We start from the raw sequence: 17,728 nt of genomic DNA, 5'->3' as shown, positions 1-17,728 counted from the left end.
AGAGAATCCTTGCGTAATTGCCGCAGGGGCATCGACCGATCCGAGGAGCTTCCGTGCCCGTCGTTGAAACGCCCGTCACGCTGACCCCGTCCGATGCGGGAACGTCCTACGCTGCGATGACCGACGCCGAGGTGCACCGCATCCGCAACGACTTCCCGATCCTGGGCAGCGAGGTCAACGGCAAGCCGCTCGTGTACCTCGATTCCGGGGCCACCTCGCAGAACCCGGTGAGCGTCCTGGAGGCGGAGCAGGAGTTCTACGAGCAGCGCAACGCAGCGGTGCATCGCGGTGCCCATACGCTGGCCGTCGACGCCACCGATGCCTACGAGGATGCGCGCACAGCCGTCGCCCGCTTCATCGGAGCACGCACCGACGAGCTCGTCTGGACGTCCAACGCCACCGAGGGCATCAACCTGGTGGCCTATGCGATGTCCAACGCGGCCGCGGGGCGCGGGGGAGAAGCCGCGCGCCGGTTCGCCGTGGGGCCGGGCGACAGCATCGTGGTGACGGAGATGGAGCACCACGCCAACCTCATACCGTGGCAGGAGCTCGCGGCCCGCACGGGTGCCGAACTGAGTTTCATCCCGGTCGACGACGACGGCGCACTGCGCCTCGAGGACGCCGCCTCTGTCATCACGGGGTCCACGAGGATCGTCGCGTTCTCCCACGCCTCGAACGTCCTCGGCACCATCAACCCCGTGCGCGAACTCGTGCAGCTCGCGCAGGCGGTCGGCGCACTGACGCTCCTCGACGCATGCCAGTCGGTGCCGCACCTGCCCGTCGACGTGAAGGCCCTCGACGTCGATTTCCTCGTGTTCTCCGGTCACAAGATGCTCGGCCCCACCGGCATCGGTGCGCTGTACGGACGCGCGGAACTCCTCAATGCCATGCCACCCTTCCTGACGGGCGGATCCATGATCACCACGGTGACCATGCAGGGGGCGGAGTACCTGCCGTCCCCGAACCGCTTCGAAGCCGGGACGCAGCGTATCTCGCAGGCCGTCGCGCTGGGTGCTGCGGCGAACTACCTCACCGAAACCGGCATGCAGCGCATCGAGGAATGGGAGACGGTCCTGGGCGCCCGGCTCGTCGAGGGGCTCACCGCCATCGACGGGATCCGCGTCCTCGGGCCGGCTGCCGGACTGCCGCGCATTGGTCTCGCGGCCTTCGACGTCGACGGCGTGCACGCGCACGACGTCGGGCAGTTCCTCGACGACAAGGGGATCGCCGTCCGGGTGGGCCACCACTGTGCGCAGCCACTCCACCGGCGCCTCGGCCTCACCGCCACCACCCGCGCCAGCACCTACCTCTACACCACGACGGACGAGGTGGACACCTTCCTGAGGGCCGTCGCCGGAGTCCGTCCCTTCTTTGGAGCACACTAGATGAACACCGGCCTCGAGCAGCTGTACCAGCAGATCATCCTCGACCATTCGAAGGCGCGGCACGGGTCACCGCTGGCGGAGTACGACGGCGAGGGCCGGGTCGGCGAGTCGCACCAGCTCAACCCCGTCTGCGGGGACGAGATCACGCTGCGGGCAGCCGTGGCCGGCGGCAGCGTGGCCGCGGTGACGTGGGACGGTGCCGGGTGCGCCATCTCGATGGCGTCGGCGTCCGTCCTGACCGACCTGGTGCAGGGCCTGCCGCGCGACGAGGTGATCTCCCTGGTCGATTCCTTCCGCGAGGTGATGCGCTCCCGCGGCAGGATCGAGGCCGACGAGGAGGTGCTCGGCGACGCCGCCGCGTTCTCCGGGGTCTCCCGGTACCCGGCCAGGGTCAAGTGCGCCATGCTGGCGTGGGTAGCGCTCGAGGAATCGCTGCTGGCCGCCAACGGGTAGCGCCAGGGTACGGACGCCGCGCGCCCGCGCCGCGATCAGCGCGCCCCGCGATCAGCCCGGTGGCTGCGGGATGAGGATGGTGAAGCGGGTGCCCTTGCCGGGCTCGCTCACCACGGAGATCCAGCCGCCGTGCTCGCTGACGATGCTCTTGGTGATGAGCAGCCCCAGGCCGACGCCGGGCACAGACGACGTGCGGACGGACGACGACCGGAAGAAGCGGTCGAACACCTGGTGCAGCTCCTCCGCCTCGATGCCGATCCCCGTGTCCTCCACCTCGATCGTCAGGCCGTCGTCGCCCAGCCAGGCGTCGAGGGTGATGTCGCCGCCGCGCCTGTTGTACTTCACGGCGTTGGTGAGCAGATTGTCGACGGCCTGGGCGAGCCGGACGGGATCCGCGATCGCGTGCAGGGTCGCCGGCGCCCGGTTCACCAGCACGAGGCCGGCGCGTGCCGCCCTGACATCGCTCGACGACGCCGCCTCCGAGAGGATGCGGCCCACATCGGTCGCGACCGGATTCACCTCGAAGGAGCCCGCGTTGATGGCGAGCAGGTCCTCGACGAGTTGTTCCAGGCGCAGGGCGTTGCGCCTGGCCACCTCGATGTAGCCGGCGGCGCCGTCGGGAAGGCTGTCGCCCAGTTCCAGCGTCAGTTCCAGGTAGCCGAGGATGGAGGTCAGGGGCGTACGGAACTCGTGCGAGACGTTGGACACGAAGTCGTCCTTCGCCTCGAGGGCAAGCAGCAGTTCCGTGATGTCGTTGAAGGACACGACCGTCCCGGCGAAAGCGTCGTCGTCGTCGTGCATGGAGCGGGAGGAGATGCTGAAGGCGCGCTGGGCGCGTCCCGCTCCCGCCCATAGCTGTTCGCCCTCGATGTCCTCGCCCTTGATGGCGCGCCCGACGGGACGCCTGTCGGCCGGTATGGCCGTGATCCTGTCCGCGCCGAAGAGCAGCAGTTCGCTCTCCTCCGGATCGTCGTTGCCCGCAGGCGCGGCTGCGGCGTGCCGTTCGCGCTGCTGTGCGTTCATGAGGATGTCATTGCCATCCCTGTCCACGGCGAGCAGTCCCACCCTGACCGTATCCAGCACGGTGCTGAGCAGCCGTTCGCGGTTGCGGCCCGCTTCGATGCTGTCCCGCAGTGCCGCCTCCGAGGCCCTCAGGGCTGCCTGGCGCCGGCGATTGTCCTTCGTGAGGGCGCTGACGAACCAGGCCAGACCCGTCAGCATGATGGGCAGGAGGATCGGGTCGATCAGTGCATCGAGGGTCATCGGCTTGGTCCCGATCACGAAGGGGAGCCAGATGGTCGCCAGGGACGCCAGGAAGGCGACGGTGACGGCCGTGAGGGTCCGCACCCTGGACGCGGCGATCCACACGGTCGGGAGGGTTGCCAGGAGTCCGACGCCGGCGAGGGTCTCCCCGGCCGCCGCGCGCGAGAGGGCTACGGCGACGAAGTCCACGAGGGGGACCAGGATGACCCAGCGGCTCGGGATGCGGGACCACGGCAGGATGCAGCACAGCACGAGCACGGCGAGGTGCAGCAGCCAGCCGGAAACGAAGACCGGCACGGAGTCGAGGGACTCTCTCTGGAGGAGCCCGAGGACGACCGTGAGGGTGAACGTGATGGTGAGCGCCAGTTCGCTCAGGATGATCCGACGCCGATTGCGCTGCCGTCGCGAGGTCGGCCTCGGTCCCGCAAGGCCTACATCTTCCGGCACGTGCCCCTGATACCCCATGGATTGGATCCTAGTTGCCCCGGTTCCCGGCGGCACCAACGGCGCTCCGGCACCCGACCTGCTGCATCGGTCGTCCTGTCGCTCGTGGCACGACGATCCTGTCAGCGAGGAACGGGGTCACGATGCGAACGAGCTCGGGACCTCAGGCGATCAGAGCGCGCACGCCGATGACGGCGGTGGCGGCTCCGAGGATCATCGACGTCGAGATCAGCATGATGTGCACGGTCAGGAACCGCGTCGCCGCGCCCTTCTCGTCCCGGGCGCGCGGATCCTTCAGGATGCGGCGCAGGAAGGGCGGCCAGACGATCAGGGTCCAGACGCCGGCGAGGATCAGGATGAGGGCGAGGGGTGTGGGGAGTTGCACAGTGCGCGTCTTTCGGGTGGGTGGTACGAGGCTGCGGAAGGAAGCGGAGCGGTCAGTGGCTCTCGAGCCAGGTCCGCGCCTCGGCGGCCTGCACGTTGAGGGCCTTGCCGATCATCGGCTCGGCCGCGCCGGCGATCTTGCTTCCGAGGAACGGGATGGATGAGGAGACGTTGCCCTGGAGGTCGACGACGGTGTCGGTGCCCTGGGCGATCAGGCGCTGGACCGCCGCTACGGTGAGCGGCACACCGGCTACCGTCATCTGGAGCGTCGCCTCGCGGGAACCGTCCGCCGTCGGCGCCGACCACTGCTCCGTCTGCGTGACGGAGAGGGTCTCGCCGACGAACTTGCGGGCCATGTCGGGGAGCCGTCCCGTCGGCATGGTGCGGACCGCCGTGAGGGTGAAGGCCCCGGCGGTGTCGCCGTCGACCGTCAGGGACTCGAGGGTGCCGCCGACGTGCTCGCTCATGTGGCGGACGAAGCCCTCGTCGGTGAAGACACCGAGCACGGTTGCGGGGTCATAGGGGAGCGTGGTGGACGCGTTCAGTGCCATGGTTCCTCCGGGAGGTCGGTCGGGTGCCGCTGGGCGGGGCGGCGGGGTTCTCCCGGCAATCCTACGGCCTGGCACCTGCCGGGTTGCGGCTGGTGGAGGCGGGCTGAAAAGCGTCATGGCCGCTTGATACTCTGGTGGAACTCCCGGGAACGATTCGTCTTTCCGGGCTTTTGTGCTGTCTCAGCTCCATTGCACGCGCGTCGAGGAAGGCGCGCGGGACAACGGATCGGAGACGGAGGAACCCACGCCTGAGGAGCCCCTGACAGATGAGCCTGAACGGATTGCGCACCGCGCTGGCCGAGGACGCGTCCTACGCACGCGTGCGCACCAACGCCTCGCGCCCTGTCGAGCAGCGCAGCGCGGACCTGCAGATCGGAGCGCCTACGGGCATGCGCGCGCCCCTCATCGCCGAGATGGTGGAGGGCCTCGCAGCAGCGGCGGACACGCCCGACGGTGGGAGCGCCGCCGGCGCGGTGGTCCTCGCCGTCACCGCGACCGGACGGGAGGCCGAGGATCTCGTCTCGGCACTGCACAGCTATCTGTCCGCTAGTGCGATCGAGGAGTTCCCCAGCTGGGAGACCCTGCCGCACGAACGCCTGTCGCCGCGCTCAGACACCGTCGGCCGCCGGCTGTCGGTCCTCCGCAGGCTGGCCCACCCCGAGGGTGATCCGATCAAGGTCATCGTCGCCCCCATCCGGGCCGTCGTGCAGCCGCTGGTCGCGGGCCTCGGCGAACTGGAACCCGTCACCCTCAGGGTGGGCGACGAGATTGCCTTCTCCGACGTCGTGAAGGCACTGTCCGAGGCCGCCTATGCGCGGGTCGACATGGTGACGCACCGCGGTGAGTTCGCCGTCCGCGGCGGCATCATCGACGTTTTTCCGCCCACGGAGGACCATCCGGTCCGCGTCGACTTCTTCGGTGACGAGGTGGACCAGATGCGGTGGTTCGCCGTCGCCGATCAGCGCTCGCTGACCACGGGGGAGCCACCGTCGGCGCTGTACGCACCGCCGTGCCGGGAGATCCTGATCACGCCGTCGGTGATGTCCCGCGCGGCGAGGCTGCAGTCCGAGTTGCCGGCCGCCGCCGCCATGCTCGAGAAGATCGCCGGCGGCATCGCCGTCGAGGGCATGGAGTCGCTGGCTCCCGTGCTGGTCGACGCCATGGTGCCGTTCGCCGGTGAGCTGCCCCCGGGGTCGATCGCGGTCGTGATCGAACCCGAGAAGGTCCGCGCCCGTGCCCACGACCTCGCTGCGACCAACGAGGAGTTCCTGGCTGCCGCATGGTCGACGGCGTCCCAGGGCGGTGCCGCACCGCTGGACCTGAGCGGGAGTCTCGGGACGGACCTGCAGGAGGCCAGCTTCAGGTCACTGACCGACACGCGGTCGACGGCCCTCGCCAACTCCGTCGCGTGGTGGAGCATCACGTCCTTCGGCGCGGACGAGGAACTGGCCGACATCGACAGCTTCACGCTGCACGCGCGCGAGCCTCGCGGCTACCAGGGCGACGTCGCCGAGATGATGGACTTTATCGGCGGGCGTGTCCGTGACCAGTGGCGCGTCGTCGTCGCGACCGAGGGGCCCGGTCCGGCGCAGCGCCTTGCCGAGCTCTTCCACGACAACGACATCCCGACGAGCCGCGTCGATTCGCTCGACGCTCCACCCCAGCCCGGGATCATCGAGATCACGACGGCGTGTGCCGGGCGTGGGTTCGTGGTGGAGGGGCTCAAGATCGGCCTCCTGACCGAGGCGGACCTGCTCGGACGTACCAGCGCCTCGGGTACCCGCGACATGCGCAAGATGCCTTCGCGCCGCAGGAACGCCGTCGATCCGCTGCAGCTCAAGGACGGCGATTTCGTGGTCCACGAGCAGCACGGAGTGGCGAGGTTCGTCGAACTGATGCAGCGCTCAACGGGCGCGGGGCCCACCCGCACCACCCGCGAGTACCTGGTCCTGGAGTACGCGCCGTCCAAGCGCGGCGCTCCCGGCGACCGGCTCTTCGTGCCCACGGACCAGCTCGACCAGGTGACGCGCTACGTCGGCGGTGACGCCCCCGCCCTCAGCAAGATGGGTGGATCGGACTGGAGCAAGACCAAGAACCAGGCGCGCAAGGCGGTCAAGGAGATCGCCGGCGAGCTCATCCGCCTCTACTCGGCGCGCATGGCGTCGCGCGGCCACGCCTTCGGTCCCGACACGCCCTGGCAGCGCGAGCTGGAAGAGGCCTTCCCGTACGTCGAGACACCCGACCAGCTGACCACCATCAACGAGGTCAAGGCCGATATGGAGCGCGAGGTGCCGATGGACCGACTCGTCTCGGGCGACGTCGGCTACGGCAAGACGGAGATCGCGGTGCGTGCGGCCTTCAAGGCCGTGCAGGACGGCAAGCAGGTGGCCGTGCTGGTGCCGACCACGCTCCTGGTGCAGCAGCACTTCGAGACGTTTTCCGAGCGCTTCTCCGGATTCCCCGTGCGGGTGCGTCCCATGTCACGCTTCCAGACCGCCAAGGAGTCGCGCGAGACGGCGGGGGGACTGGCTTCGGGCGCGGTCGACGTCGTCATCGGCACCCACCGGCTCCTGTCGAAGGAGATCGCGTTCAAGGACCTCGGCCTCGTGATCGTGGACGAGGAACAGCGGTTCGGAGTGGAGCACAAGGAGGCGCTCAAGAAGATGCGCACCAACGTGGACGTCCTCGCGATGAGCGCGACGCCGATCCCGCGCACGCTCGAGATGTCGCTCACGGGTATCCGTGAGACGTCCACGTTGGCGACGCCTCCCGAGGAGCGCCACCCCGTGCTTACCTACGTGGGCCCCTACACGGACAAGCAGGCGTCCGCCGCGATCCGCCGCGAGCTGATGCGCGAGGGGCAGGTGTTCTTCGTGCACAACCGCGTGTCCTCGATCGACCGCACCGCCGCGCACCTCAAGGAGCTCGTGCCCGAGGCCCGCGTCGCGGTCGCCCATGGACAGATGACGGAGTCGCGCCTCGAACAGATCATTGTCGACTTCTGGGAGAAGCGGTTCGACGTCCTGGTCTGCACGACGATCATCGAGACGGGCCTGGACATCTCCAATGCCAACACGCTGATCGTGGACCGCGCCGACTCCTACGGACTGTCCCAGCTGCACCAGCTGCGCGGACGCGTGGGCCGTGGCCGCGAACGCGCCTATGCCTACTTCCTGTACCCGTCGGAGAAGCCCCTCGGTGAGGTGGCCCTCGAACGCCTCAAGGCGGTCGCCTCGCACAACGAGCTGGGCGCGGGCATGCAGCTGGCCCTGAAGGACCTCGAGATCCGCGGGGCGGGCAACATGCTGGGCGGCGAGCAGTCGGGCCATATCCAGGGCGTCGGGTTCGACCTCTACATCCGCCTGGTCGGTGAGGCCGTCGCCAGCTTCCGCGGCGAGGCGGAGGAGAAGGTAGCCGACATGAAGATCGAACTGCCAGTCAACGCCCACCTGCCGCACGACTACGTGCCGGGCGAGAGGCTTCGCCTCGAGGCGTACCGGAAGCTCGCCTCGGCCGTCACCGATGAGGCGATCGATGCCGTCGTCGCAGAGCTGAAGGACCGCTACGGCGAGCCTCCCGCCGCCGTGGACAACCTGATCTCCGTCGCCCGTTTCCGGGTCGCGGCCAGGGCGCTCGGCCTGACGGACGTCGCACTGCAGGGCAACTTCATCAAGTTCGCCCCGGCCGAGCTGCCGGAGTCCAGGCACATGCGGCTCACCCGTATGTACCCGGGAGCCACCGTCAAGCCGGCCCTGAACGCCGTGCTCGTGCCCAAGCCGAAGACGGCGCGGATCGGCGGCCGTGACCTCGTCGATGCGGAGATCCTCGACTGGGCGAAGAACGTGCTGGATTCGGTGTTCACTCCCTGAGGATCCGGGCTGTATGCGAAAAGGCCGTCCCCGAGGGGACGGCCTTTTTCGTGTGCTTTGAAGCAGCGCGCCGGTGGCGGCGGTTCGGAGATCAGGAGCTGACGCCCGCTGACGTCTCCTTCTCGTCGGTCCTGTTGCCCTCGGCCAGGTTGTAGCCCGAGTCCGCACGCCCGAGGATGCCCTGCGGGATGAAGAAGGCGAGGAAGGACAGCACCACGATGGCGCCCATGGGCCAGATGTCCTGCGGAGTGAACCAGGTCAGCAGGTAGATGCCGAGCAGGAACATGCCGAACATGATCACGAACACCAGGATGTTCCCGACGAGGTGGCCGCTACCTGCATGCGCTGGTTGGCGTTCCGCAGACGTGCTCCCGCGCTCAGCACCGGCTTCGTATGACATCAGATCTCCTTGCGTTCATCCTGGAACTGCCCTGGCTGGTGCGCCGTCAGTACCCTGCGGCGCCTTGCTCTCCCTTAACGATAGCGACTCCGGAGCTCGCTCCGATACGTGTTGCTCCGGCGCCGATCATCGCACGGGCGTCCTCGAGTGAACGGACACCGCCGGAGGCCTTGACGCCGAGGTCGGGGCCGACCGTTTTCCGCATCAGGGCGACGTCCTCGACGGTCGCTCCGCCGCCGTTGAAGCCGGTGGAGGTCTTGACGAAGTCGGCTCCTGCCTCGACGGCGGCCTCACACGCAAGCACTTTCTGCTCATCGGTGAGCAGGAAGGTCTCGATGATGACCTTCAGGATGGCCCCGTGCTCGTGCACGGCGTCGGCCACGGCCAGGATGTCCCGCACGAGCAGGTCCCGGTCGCCGGACCGAGCGGCTGCGATGTTGATGACCATGTCGATCTCGTCGGCGCCGTCGGCAACGGCGCCGCGGGCCTCGACGACCTTGACCTCGGTGGTGCTGGCGCCCAGGGGGAACCCGATGACCGAGCACGTGAGCACCCCGGTGTCCTTCACTGCCGTGCGGACCGTGCTGACCCAGACGGGGTTGACGCAGACGGACTTGAACTTGTACTCGACGGCCTCACGGCACGCCGTGAGGATCTGCTCACGGCCGGCTTCGGGCTTGAGGAGTGTGTGGTCGATGAAGGAGGCGAGGGAGACGTCGGTAGACATGCCGTCCATCCTTACACGTCGGCACGGCTCCCTTCCACGTCGGCACGGCTCCCTTCCACGTCGGCACGGCTCCCTTCCACGTCGCCGCGGCTCCCTTCCACGTCGGCGCGGCTCCTGCGGAGGGTCAGAGCCCGAGTGCCTCGCCGACGTCGCGCCTCACGGCTTCGAGGCGGGCTCTCGCCGCGTCCTTGGCGTCACCGAGCTCTGCAGCGGACCCGACGGGTTCCACGACTTCGAGGTAGCACTTGAGCTTCGGCTCGGTACCGCTCGGGCGGATGATCACGCGTGTCTCGTCGTGGGTCAGATAGAGGAGCCCGTCAGTGGGGGGCAGGTGCGCCGAGCCCTCCGCGAGGTCCTCGGCGACGCTCACGGGGGAGCCTGCGAAGGACGACGGCGGGTTCTCGCGGAGCCTGTTCATCATCGCGCCGAGCAGCCCGAGGCTGCCGACGCGCACGGACAGTTGGTCCGACGCGTGCAGGCCGTGGACGAGGAAAGCGTCGTCGAGCAGGTCGAAGAGCGTGCGTCCGCCGGCCTTGGTGGCGGCTGCGAGTTCGGCCAGCAGGAGCCCGGCGGAGATACCGTCCTTGTCACGCACGAGCCCGGGCGCGACGCAGTATCCAAGGGCCTCCTCGTAGCCGAAGGAGAGGTCATGGACCCGGGCGATCCACTTGAAGCCGGTGAGCGTCTGGGTGTGGTCGATACCCGAAACGGCGGCGATGCGGCCGAGGAGACGCGAGGACACGATCGAGTTGGCGAAGACGTCGCGGCCGGCTGCGACGCCGTCGGCCGCTCCCTTCCTGTCCGCCGAACCGAGGCGGGTCGCGAGGTGGAGGCCGAGCAGCGTGCCCACCTCGTCGCCACGCAGCATGCGCCACTCGCCGGACGAGGGCTCGCGCGCAGCCAGTGCCACCCGATCGGCGTCGGGATCATTGGCGATCACGAGGTCGGCGCCGATTTCCGCCGCGGTCTCGAGCGCGAGGTCCAGTGCGCCCGGTTCCTCCGGGTTGGGGAAGGCGACGGTGGGAAAATCGGGGTCCGGCTCCGCCTGGCGCTCGACGATCGTGACGTCGCCGAACCCTGCGGCCGAGAACACCGCGAGGGCCGTGCGCCCTCCCACCCCGTGCAGGGGAGTGAGGACGATACGGAGGTCGCGGGCCGTTCCGGCGGGATCGGCGAGGGCAGAGACCGCATCCACATAATCGGACTCGATGGTTTCCGGGAGGATCGTCCAGCCGTCGGGTGCGAGGTCGATGGTACCGACGGCGGCGATGTGGGCGGCAATCCCGGCGTCGTGCGGTGCCACGATCTGGACGCCGCGCGCGTCCTCCTCGACGGCCCGTCCGCCGAGGTACACCTTATAGCCGTTGTCCTGCGGCGGGTTGTGGCTCGCGGTGACCATGATGCCGACCTCGCAGTCCAGCGCGCGGACTGCGTAGGCGAGCAGGGGCGTGGGTAGTTCACGCGGCATGAGGAATGTCTCGATACCGGCGGCGGTGAAGATGGCGGCCGTCTCCTCGGCGAAGATGCGCGAGTTGTGGCGGGCGTCGAATCCGACGACGGCGCGAGGTGCGTATGCTCCGGCCGCGAGCGCGATTGCATGGGCTGCGACGCCTGCCGCTGCCCGGCGGACCACGACGCGGTTCATGCGGTTCGGGCCGGCGCCGAGGGCTGCGCGGAGCCCGGCCGTGCCGAACGCCAGCGGACCGGAGAAGCGGTCCCGCAGGTCCTGCTCCGAGACGGCCGCCGAGGCGTCGCCGTCCCGCACGTGACGGGTGAGCGCGCGGAGTTCCTCCGCCGTGTGCGGATCCGGGTCGGCTGCGGCCCAGGCGTCGGCGGTTGCGAGGAGGGTGTCCAGTTCCGAGGTGGTCATGCGAATCCCTAAGGGTGGATCGTCGACGGCGGCCCGACGGGCGCCGGTGGTGCTGTGCTGGGTCCGGCTGCGGGATGCGGACGGGACCGGGGGACGGCTAGATGGTCGCGACGATGTCGGCCAGGAGGCGGGAGATGCGCGGCCCCGCCGCGTGGCCTGCTTCGAGGACCTCGGTGTGGCTGAGGGGGACGGGGCTGATGCCTGCCGCGAGATTGGTGACCAGGGAGATGCCGAAGACCTCCATGCCGGCATGCCGGGCCGCGATCGCCTCGAGGGCGGTGGACATGCCCACCAGGTCGGCGCCGATGCGCTTCGCGTACTGCACCTCCGCCGGGGTCTCGTAGTGCGGGCCCGTGAACTGCGCGTAGACGCCCTCCTCGAGCGTCGGATCGACCTGGCGGGCCAGGTCCCGGAGCCTCGAGGAGTAGAGGTCGGTGAGATCCACGAACGTCGCGCCCTCCAGCGGCGAGGACGCCGTCAGGTTGATGTGGTCGCTGATGAGCACCGGCGTGCCCGGCTGCCACTGCTCCTGCAGGCCGCCGCAGCCGTTGGTCAGGATCATCGTCGTCGCGCCCGCAGCCGCGGCGGTGCGGACGCCGTGCACGACGGCGCGGACGCCCTTGCCCTCGTAGAAGTGGGTGCGTGCCCCGAGCACCAGGGCGCGTTTGCCGTTCGCCGTGAGGATGGAGCGGATGGTGCCGGTGTGGCCGACGACGGCTGGGGCCGAGAAACCGGGGATGTCGGCGGCGTCGAGGGTGTGCGTGGTCTCGCCGATCAGCTCGGCGGCCTCACCCCAGCCGGAACCGAGGACGAGGGCGGTGTCATGCCGGTCTACACCGGTGGCACGGGCAATATGGCCAGCAGCGTCGCGGGCCAGGTCAAAGGGATCAGAAGTCACCGCTACAACTTACCCTTTGGGGAAAGAACCCGACCACCGTGCGGGTCCTCCGGTCCCGGCCGCCTCCGCCCCATTTCAGGGGTGTCAGTGGCATGGGCAATAATCAATCCGTGACCAACCAACTCGATTTCAGCTCATTGCGCCTGGCCGTTCTCGGCGGCGGGCCCGGCGGGTACGAAGCGGCGCTCGTCGCCGCCTCGCTCGGGGCCAACGTCACCATCGTCGAGCGGCAGGGCCTCGGCGGCTCCGCGGTGCTCACCGACGTCGTCCCGTCCAAGACCCTCATCGCCACGGCGGACACCATGACGCGCTTCACCGACGCGAGCGGGCTCGGCGTCCACTTCTCCGCCGACAGCAAGGTGTACGCGGATCTGGACAAGGTCAACCAGCGGCTGCTGAAGCTCGCCGTCGAACAGTCGTCCGACATCCGCGCGACGCTCGAACGCCTCGGCGTCCGGGTCATCATCGGGACCGGCAAGCTGCTCGACAACCACCGGCTGGAGGTCGTGTCCGACGGCGAGACGAGCATCATCGAAGCCGACGCCGTCCTCCTGGCCGTCGGATCGACGCCGCGTGAGCTCCCGAGCGCCATGCCCGACGGCGAACGCATCTTCAACTGGACGCAGCTGTACAACCTCCGCCAGATCCCGGATCACCTGATCGTCGTCGGTTCCGGCGTCACGGGCGCCGAATTCGCGAGCGCCTACAACGGCCTCGGTTCCAAGGTCACGCTGATCTCCAGCCGTGACCGCGTGCTGCCCGGTGAGGACGCCGATGCCGCCGAGGTGCTCGAGGGCGTCTTCAAGGACCGCGGCATGACGGTCCTGTCGCGATCACGCGCCGACGCCGTGGACCGGACCGACGACGGCGTGATCGTCCGCCTCGCGGACGGCCGCACCGTCGAGGGCAGCCACTGCCTCGTCGCAGTCGGTGCCGTCCCGAACACGGTGGGCATCGGGCTCGAGGATGCCGGCGTCGCCGTCAGTGAGTCGGGCCATATCCAGGTCGACGGTGTCTCCCGCACCACCGCATCCAACGTCTACGCCGCGGGGGACTGCACGGGAGTGTTCGCGCTCGCCTCGGTGGCCGCGATGCAGGGGAGGATCGCCATCGCGCACCTGATGGGTGATTCCGTCAGCCCGATCAAGCTGAAGCAGGTCGCCTCGAACATCTTCACCTCGCCGGAGATCGCCACGGTCGGCGTGACGGAGGAGGACATCGCATCCGGGCAGTACCAGGGCGACATCGTGAAGCTGTCCCTGCATACCAATGCCCGGGCGAAGATGATGAACGTCAAGGACGGCTTCGTGAAGGTGATCTCGAGGAAGGGCTCCGGAACCGTCATCGGCGGGGTCGTCGTCGGGCCCAGGGCGTCCGAGCTGATCTTCCCGCTGGCGCTCGCCGTGACCAAGAAACTGCACGTGGACGACGTCGCCAACACCTTCACCGTCTACCCCTCGCTCACCGGATCGATCTCCGAAGCCGCGCGGCGCCTGCACGTCCACACGTAGGACCTGAGCCGATGCGGGATGTCTTTCAGTAGTTCCGCCTGTCCACAGCGTGGACAGGCTTATCCACCTGATGGACACTGGTGGTCTGATATCGGGATATCACTGAAGCACGGAGTCCGGGCTGCGCTGCCCCGAGAGGGTTTGCGGTCCGGCGCCTAGCCCGAGAAAGCCGACGCCATGACCTCCTCCACCTCCGCGGGTACCAGCGGAACCACTAAACCCCTCAACTCGCGGGGGAGGGTGATCTTCGCCAGCCTCATCGGGACCACGATCGAGTTCTACGACTTCTACATCTATGCGACAGCCGCAGTGCTCGTGTTCCCGGCACTGTTCTTCCCGAACCAGACCTCGGCCAACCAGCTGTTGAGCTCCTTCGCGGTGTTCGGCGTCGCCTTCGTCGCCCGGCCCCTCGGATCGATCCTGTTCGGTCACTTCGGGGACAAGATCGGCCGCAAGGCGACGCTCGTCGCGTCCCTGCTCACCATGGGTGTCGCGACCTTCCTCATCGGCGTGCTGCCGACGGCCGAAGGCGCCGGCTGGATCTTCTGGGCCCCGTTCCTGCTCGTGGTGCTGCGCTTCCTGCAGGGCCTCGCACTGGGTGGTGAGTGGAGCGGCGCTGCGCTGCTGGCCACGGAGAACGCCCCTGAGGGCAAGCGTGCGATCTTCGGCACCTTCCCACAGCTCGGCGCTCCGATCGGGTTCATCCTCGCGAACCTGCTCTTCGTGCTCCTCAGCACCACCCTCTCGCCGGAGGAGTTCATGTCCTGGGGCTGGCGTGTGCCGTTCCTGCTGAGCGCCGTCATGGTCATCATCGGCCTGTACGTCCGCCTCAAGCTGATCGAGAGCGCCTCGTTCCAGAAGGTCCAGAGCGAGGGCAAGGTCGTCAAGCTGCCGCTCGGCACCGTCTTCCGCGCCCACTGGCGTCCGCTTCTCCTCGGCACGTTCATCATGTTCGCCACCTACGTGCTCTTCTACTTCATGACGGCCTTCACCCTGACGTACGGCACCGCCCCCTCGTCCCTCGAGCAGGCCCAGACACGTGCAGAAGCGACGGGCAAGACGCTCACGCAGGCACAGATCGATTCCTTCGTGCCCGGCCTGGGCATGGACCGCCCCGACTTCCTGTGGATGCTGATCATCGGCGTCGTCTTCTTCGGGATCTTCACGATCGTGTCCGGTCCGCTCGCCGAGCGCTTCGGCCGCCGAAAGATGCTCCTTGCGACGACGGTGGGAATCGGCATCTTCGGATTGCTCTGGGCGCCGCTCTTCGGGGCGGGTACCGTCGGGGCCATGGTGCTGCTGATCCTCGGCTTCACCCTTATGGGGCTCACCTTCGGACCGATGGCCGCAGTCCTGCCGGAACTGTTCCCGGCGAACGTGCGCTACACCGGCTCGGCCGTGGCCTACAACGTGTCGAGCATGATCGGTGCCGCACCGGCGTCCTTCATTGCAGTGGCACTGTGGCAGGCTGCCGGCGGCAGCACGGTTCTCGTCGGCGCGTACCTCAGCGTCGCGGCAGTGGCAACCTTCATCGCACTGTTCGTCTCCCGCGAGACCCGTGACCACGACTACGAGAACAACGTCGCCTAGGTCTTCCTCGCACCGATGACGGCGCCGCATCCACCCGGGTGCGGCGCCGTCGTCGTTCCACTGCCTCGTCGGGGGTTGATGAAATCGGCGCTCGCGCCGCCCTGAAGCCACCCCTAGACTGGAAGCTCAGCCGGCTTAGCACATGCCTGGAAGCGTCATGACTGCGCGCCCGGGGCCGGTCAACGGGGTAGCGGAAGCGGGTGACATGGAGAAGCACGCCCTGGCCGGGCGGTATGCGTTGGGGGAGCGTGTCGGTGTCGGCGGAATGGCTGATGTCTTCACGGCCCGGGATACCCGCCTCGAACGGAACGTGGCAGTCAAGCTCTTCAGGCCCGGAACCGCCGACGGCATCCAGCGCGGTTCGGCGGAAGCGAAGATGCTCGCGCGGCTCGAACATCCAGGGCTGGTGCGCGTCCTCGACATGGACAACGGCGAGGACTCGGGTGACGCCGCCTACCTCGTCATGGAGCTCGTCGACGGGCCGGATCTCAATGCACTCCTGCGGTCCGGCGGGCCCATGGGTTGCGAGGCGGTGAGGCTCATGGGACTCGACCTCGCGCGCACGCTGCAGTACATCCACGGCCGCGGGATCGTGCACCGCGACATCAAGCCCTCGAACATCCTGACGCGTGACGTCGACCCGCACAGCGGCCTCTTCCGCTACCTGCTCACCGATTTCGGGATAGCCCGTTTCTTCGACGGCGGCCGGATGACGGCGACAGGTCAGGTCATCGGCAGTGCTGCCTACTTCAGTCCCGAGCAGGCTCGGGGCGACGGCGTGGGGCAGCCGACGGACATCTACTCGCTCGGCCTCGTGATGATCGAGGCGCTGACCGGTGAGCGGGCGTTCCCCGGGACGGGCATCGAGAGCGCTCTGGCCCGCCTCTCCCGGAGTCCGTCGATTCCGCACGCCGCTGGTCCGGCCCTGTCGGACCTGCTGATGTCGATGACGCTCGACGATCCGGCAGCCAGGCCCGACGCCGAAGGAGTGGTGCGAGCCCTCACGGTCATGGGTCCGCAGCAGGCGAACGACGGAGCCGCCAGCGGCGCTGGTCACGCAACCGACACGGCACGCCTCGACGCAACTCCCGCACCGACACGGATCATCGGGCACCCAGGAGTCGGAGCGGGCGCAGCGGAATCGACGGGAGCGGTAGCGCCTGCGGATGCGGGAGTGCCTGCGGGAGCGGGAGCGCTTGCGGTCGGGAAAGTGGACCAGGGACGCACTGGCGGGCCTGCGGAACGCCCGCGCGTTTCTGCAGAACGTGCGGGCGTGATGATCGGTAGCCCGTCACGGAGCGATGAAAAGGCGGGACCCGGCTGGGGATCCGATGATGAGCCTGCGCGGTACGTCCCCGATGCTGATGATCCTCGACAGTCGTCTGCTCGCCCCGCGCGCAGCCGCCGTCCCGCCGCGCTCAGGTGGCTCGTCGTCGTGCTCGGGATCCTCCTCGTGGTGGCCGGCCTCTGGGTCTTCAGCATGCTGGCTGGATCCGGCTCTCCGCCCGACGTCGAGCCGCTGCCGGCCGTGTCCGGCGAGCCCGGCGAGAAACTGCAGGAACTCTACGAAAGCGTGCAGCGATGACCTTCGGCTCCAGGATCAGGCTCCCGCTTCTGGTCGGTGCGGCGCTCCTGCTGACGGGCTGCGGCGCGGAGCCCATCGATGCCGCGACGGCCAGTGCCTTCCAGGCAGAGGTGCGGACGATCGCGTCGACCGCCGCTGCAGGAGACACCGCGGGGGCGATCCTCCTGGCGCAGAACCTGAAGGAGAAGGTGGACAGCGCACGGACGGCGGGGACGGTGACGGAGGACCGCGCCACCCTGATCGGCGTGAGGATCGACACTGCCATCGCCTCGCTCGAGGCGGCACAGGCGATCGCTGACGAAGCGGCGGGTTCCACGGGGACGCCCGTAGCTCCACCCGCCGAGCCGGCCCCCGGGACTTCTCCGGTCCAACCCGAGCCCGCGCCGACCGGAACGGCCCCGGCTGAACCCGCGCCCAGCTCCGTCCCGGCTCCACCATCCGGATCCGGCTCGGACGGTACTGACGGCGGGAATGACGGCGGGAACGACGGTGGGAACGACGGCGGGAACGATGCCGGGAACGACGGCGGGAACGATGCCGGGAACGACGGCGGTGATGATGCCGGGAACGACGGCGGCAGTGACGCCGACAACAGTGGCGATGGGGGCACAGGCTCGGGGACCGAGCCCGTGGCTCCCGGCAACAGCGGCGACTCCGCCGCCGACCAGGCTACCGAGCAGCGCAAGGCGGCGGAGAAAGCCGCGGAGAAAGAGCGGAAAGAGGGCAAGGGCGCCGACGGGAAGTAGGGTACGGCAGCTGCTTCCGCCGCTGCTGTCCGTACCGGCGGATCAGGCGCTG

14 protein-coding genes are annotated in these 17,728 nt (G+C 68.7%); 7 read left to right on the top strand and 7 right to left on the bottom strand.

Annotation, left to right across the window (positions count from 1 at the left end; translation table 11 throughout):
- The first annotated feature begins 53 nt into the window (after positions 1–53).
- Together D6T63_RS06725 and sufU are read left to right on the top strand one after the other, a co-directional pair.
- The gene (locus D6T63_RS06725) at positions 54–1,385 is read left to right on the top strand and encodes a cysteine desulfurase (protein WP_407923713.1); all 1,332 of its coding nucleotides are present in this window, start codon (positions 54–56) and stop codon (positions 1,383–1,385) included.
- Positions 1,386–1,838: a Fe-S cluster assembly sulfur transfer protein SufU gene (gene sufU, locus D6T63_RS06720; RefSeq protein ID WP_120148239.1), complete on the top strand. Its 453-nt coding sequence runs from the start codon at positions 1,386–1,388 to the stop codon at positions 1,836–1,838. It abuts the gene before it with no gap.
- Positions 1,839–1,889: 51 nt separating this feature from the next.
- Here the strand turns inward: sufU and D6T63_RS06715 are convergent, their stop codons facing one another.
- From D6T63_RS06715 to D6T63_RS06705, 3 genes are all read right to left on the bottom strand, one after another.
- Positions 1,890–3,566: a sensor histidine kinase gene (locus D6T63_RS06715; protein ID WP_120148238.1), complete on the bottom strand. Its 1,677-nt coding sequence runs from the start codon at positions 3,564–3,566 to the stop codon at positions 1,890–1,892.
- A gap of 142 nt (positions 3,567–3,708) precedes the next feature.
- Complete coding sequence (locus D6T63_RS06710) at positions 3,709–3,930, bottom strand: SCO4848 family membrane protein (RefSeq protein ID WP_120148237.1); 222 nt, start codon at positions 3,928–3,930, stop codon at positions 3,709–3,711.
- Between the two features lie 52 nt (positions 3,931–3,982).
- The gene (locus D6T63_RS06705; RefSeq protein ID WP_120148236.1) at positions 3,983–4,480 is read right to left on the bottom strand and encodes a DUF2505 domain-containing protein; all 498 of its coding nucleotides are present in this window, start codon (positions 4,478–4,480) and stop codon (positions 3,983–3,985) included.
- Between the two features lie 266 nt (positions 4,481–4,746).
- Here D6T63_RS06705 and mfd point away from each other — a divergent pair, with 266 nt between their 5' ends.
- Entirely contained in the window at positions 4,747–8,349 is a 3,603-nt protein-coding gene (mfd, locus tag D6T63_RS06700) for a transcription-repair coupling factor (RefSeq protein ID WP_120148235.1), read from the top strand.
- Between the two features lie 91 nt (positions 8,350–8,440).
- Here mfd and D6T63_RS06695 read toward each other — a convergent pair whose 3' ends face one another.
- The 4 genes from D6T63_RS06695 to D6T63_RS06680 all read right to left on the bottom strand — a co-directional run bounded on the left by D6T63_RS06695 (position 8,441) and on the right by D6T63_RS06680 (position 12,244).
- Positions 8,441–8,749: a hypothetical protein gene (locus tag D6T63_RS06695; protein ID WP_120148234.1), complete on the bottom strand. Its 309-nt coding sequence runs from the start codon at positions 8,747–8,749 to the stop codon at positions 8,441–8,443.
- A 46-nt stretch (positions 8,750–8,795) separates the two neighbouring features.
- A complete protein-coding gene (deoC, locus tag D6T63_RS06690) occupies positions 8,796–9,476 on the bottom strand; it encodes a deoxyribose-phosphate aldolase (protein WP_235830591.1) in 681 nt (226 codons plus the stop codon).
- A 124-nt stretch (positions 9,477–9,600) separates the two neighbouring features.
- A complete protein-coding gene (locus tag D6T63_RS06685; RefSeq protein ID WP_120148232.1) occupies positions 9,601–11,346 on the bottom strand; it encodes a phospho-sugar mutase in 1,746 nt (581 codons plus the stop codon).
- A 97-nt stretch (positions 11,347–11,443) separates the two neighbouring features.
- Positions 11,444–12,244, bottom strand: coding sequence for a purine-nucleoside phosphorylase (locus tag D6T63_RS06680; RefSeq protein WP_120148231.1), 801 nt, complete (start codon positions 12,242–12,244; stop codon positions 11,444–11,446).
- A 110-nt stretch (positions 12,245–12,354) separates the two neighbouring features.
- Here D6T63_RS06680 and D6T63_RS06675 point away from each other — a divergent pair, with 110 nt between their 5' ends.
- From D6T63_RS06675 to D6T63_RS06660, 4 genes are all read left to right on the top strand, one after another.
- Positions 12,355–13,755, top strand: coding sequence for an NAD(P)H-quinone dehydrogenase (locus D6T63_RS06675; RefSeq protein ID WP_120148230.1), 1,401 nt, complete (start codon positions 12,355–12,357; stop codon positions 13,753–13,755).
- Positions 13,756–13,932: 177 nt separating this feature from the next.
- Complete coding sequence (locus D6T63_RS06670) at positions 13,933–15,345, top strand: MFS transporter (RefSeq protein WP_120148229.1); 1,413 nt, start codon at positions 13,933–13,935, stop codon at positions 15,343–15,345.
- Between the two features lie 157 nt (positions 15,346–15,502).
- Complete coding sequence (locus D6T63_RS06665) at positions 15,503–16,930, top strand: serine/threonine-protein kinase (protein ID WP_182976902.1); 1,428 nt, start codon at positions 15,503–15,505, stop codon at positions 16,928–16,930.
- A complete protein-coding gene (locus D6T63_RS06660) occupies positions 16,927–17,676 on the top strand; it encodes a hypothetical protein (protein WP_120148227.1) in 750 nt (249 codons plus the stop codon). Before D6T63_RS06665 ends, D6T63_RS06660 begins: the two co-directional genes overlap by 4 nt.
- The last annotated feature ends 52 nt before the right edge of the window (positions 17,677–17,728 follow it).

Origin of the sequence: Arthrobacter cheniae (genome assembly GCF_003602275.1) — a bacterium.
GTDB classification, from domain to species: Bacteria; Actinomycetota; Actinomycetes; order Actinomycetales; family Micrococcaceae; genus Arthrobacter_D; species Arthrobacter_D cheniae.
This window is presented reverse-complemented; position numbering and strand designations above follow the sequence as displayed.

Excerpts from the sequence above, each read along its gene's own strand:
- sufU (WP_120148239.1), top strand. The coding sequence starts at position 1,386 with ATGAACACCGGCCTCGAGCAGCTGTACCAGCAGATCATCCTCGACCAT.
- D6T63_RS06715 (WP_120148238.1), bottom strand. The coding sequence starts at position 3,566 with ATGGGGTATCAGGGGCACGTGCCGGAAGATGTAGGCCTTGCGGGACCG.
- D6T63_RS06705 (WP_120148236.1), bottom strand. The coding sequence starts at position 4,480 with ATGGCACTGAACGCGTCCACCACGCTCCCCTATGACCCCGCAACCGTG.
- mfd (WP_120148235.1), top strand. The coding sequence starts at position 4,747 with ATGAGCCTGAACGGATTGCGCACCGCGCTGGCCGAGGACGCGTCCTAC.
- D6T63_RS06695 (WP_120148234.1), bottom strand. The coding sequence starts at position 8,749 with ATGTCATACGAAGCCGGTGCTGAGCGCGGGAGCACGTCTGCGGAACGC.
- deoC (WP_235830591.1), bottom strand. The coding sequence starts at position 9,476 with ATGTCTACCGACGTCTCCCTCGCCTCCTTCATCGACCACACACTCCTC.
- D6T63_RS06685 (WP_120148232.1), bottom strand. The coding sequence starts at position 11,346 with ATGACCACCTCGGAACTGGACACCCTCCTCGCAACCGCCGACGCCTGG.
- D6T63_RS06670 (WP_120148229.1), top strand. The coding sequence starts at position 13,933 with ATGACCTCCTCCACCTCCGCGGGTACCAGCGGAACCACTAAACCCCTC.
- D6T63_RS06665 (WP_182976902.1), top strand. The coding sequence starts at position 15,503 with ATGACTGCGCGCCCGGGGCCGGTCAACGGGGTAGCGGAAGCGGGTGAC.
- D6T63_RS06660 (WP_120148227.1), top strand. The coding sequence starts at position 16,927 with ATGACCTTCGGCTCCAGGATCAGGCTCCCGCTTCTGGTCGGTGCGGCG.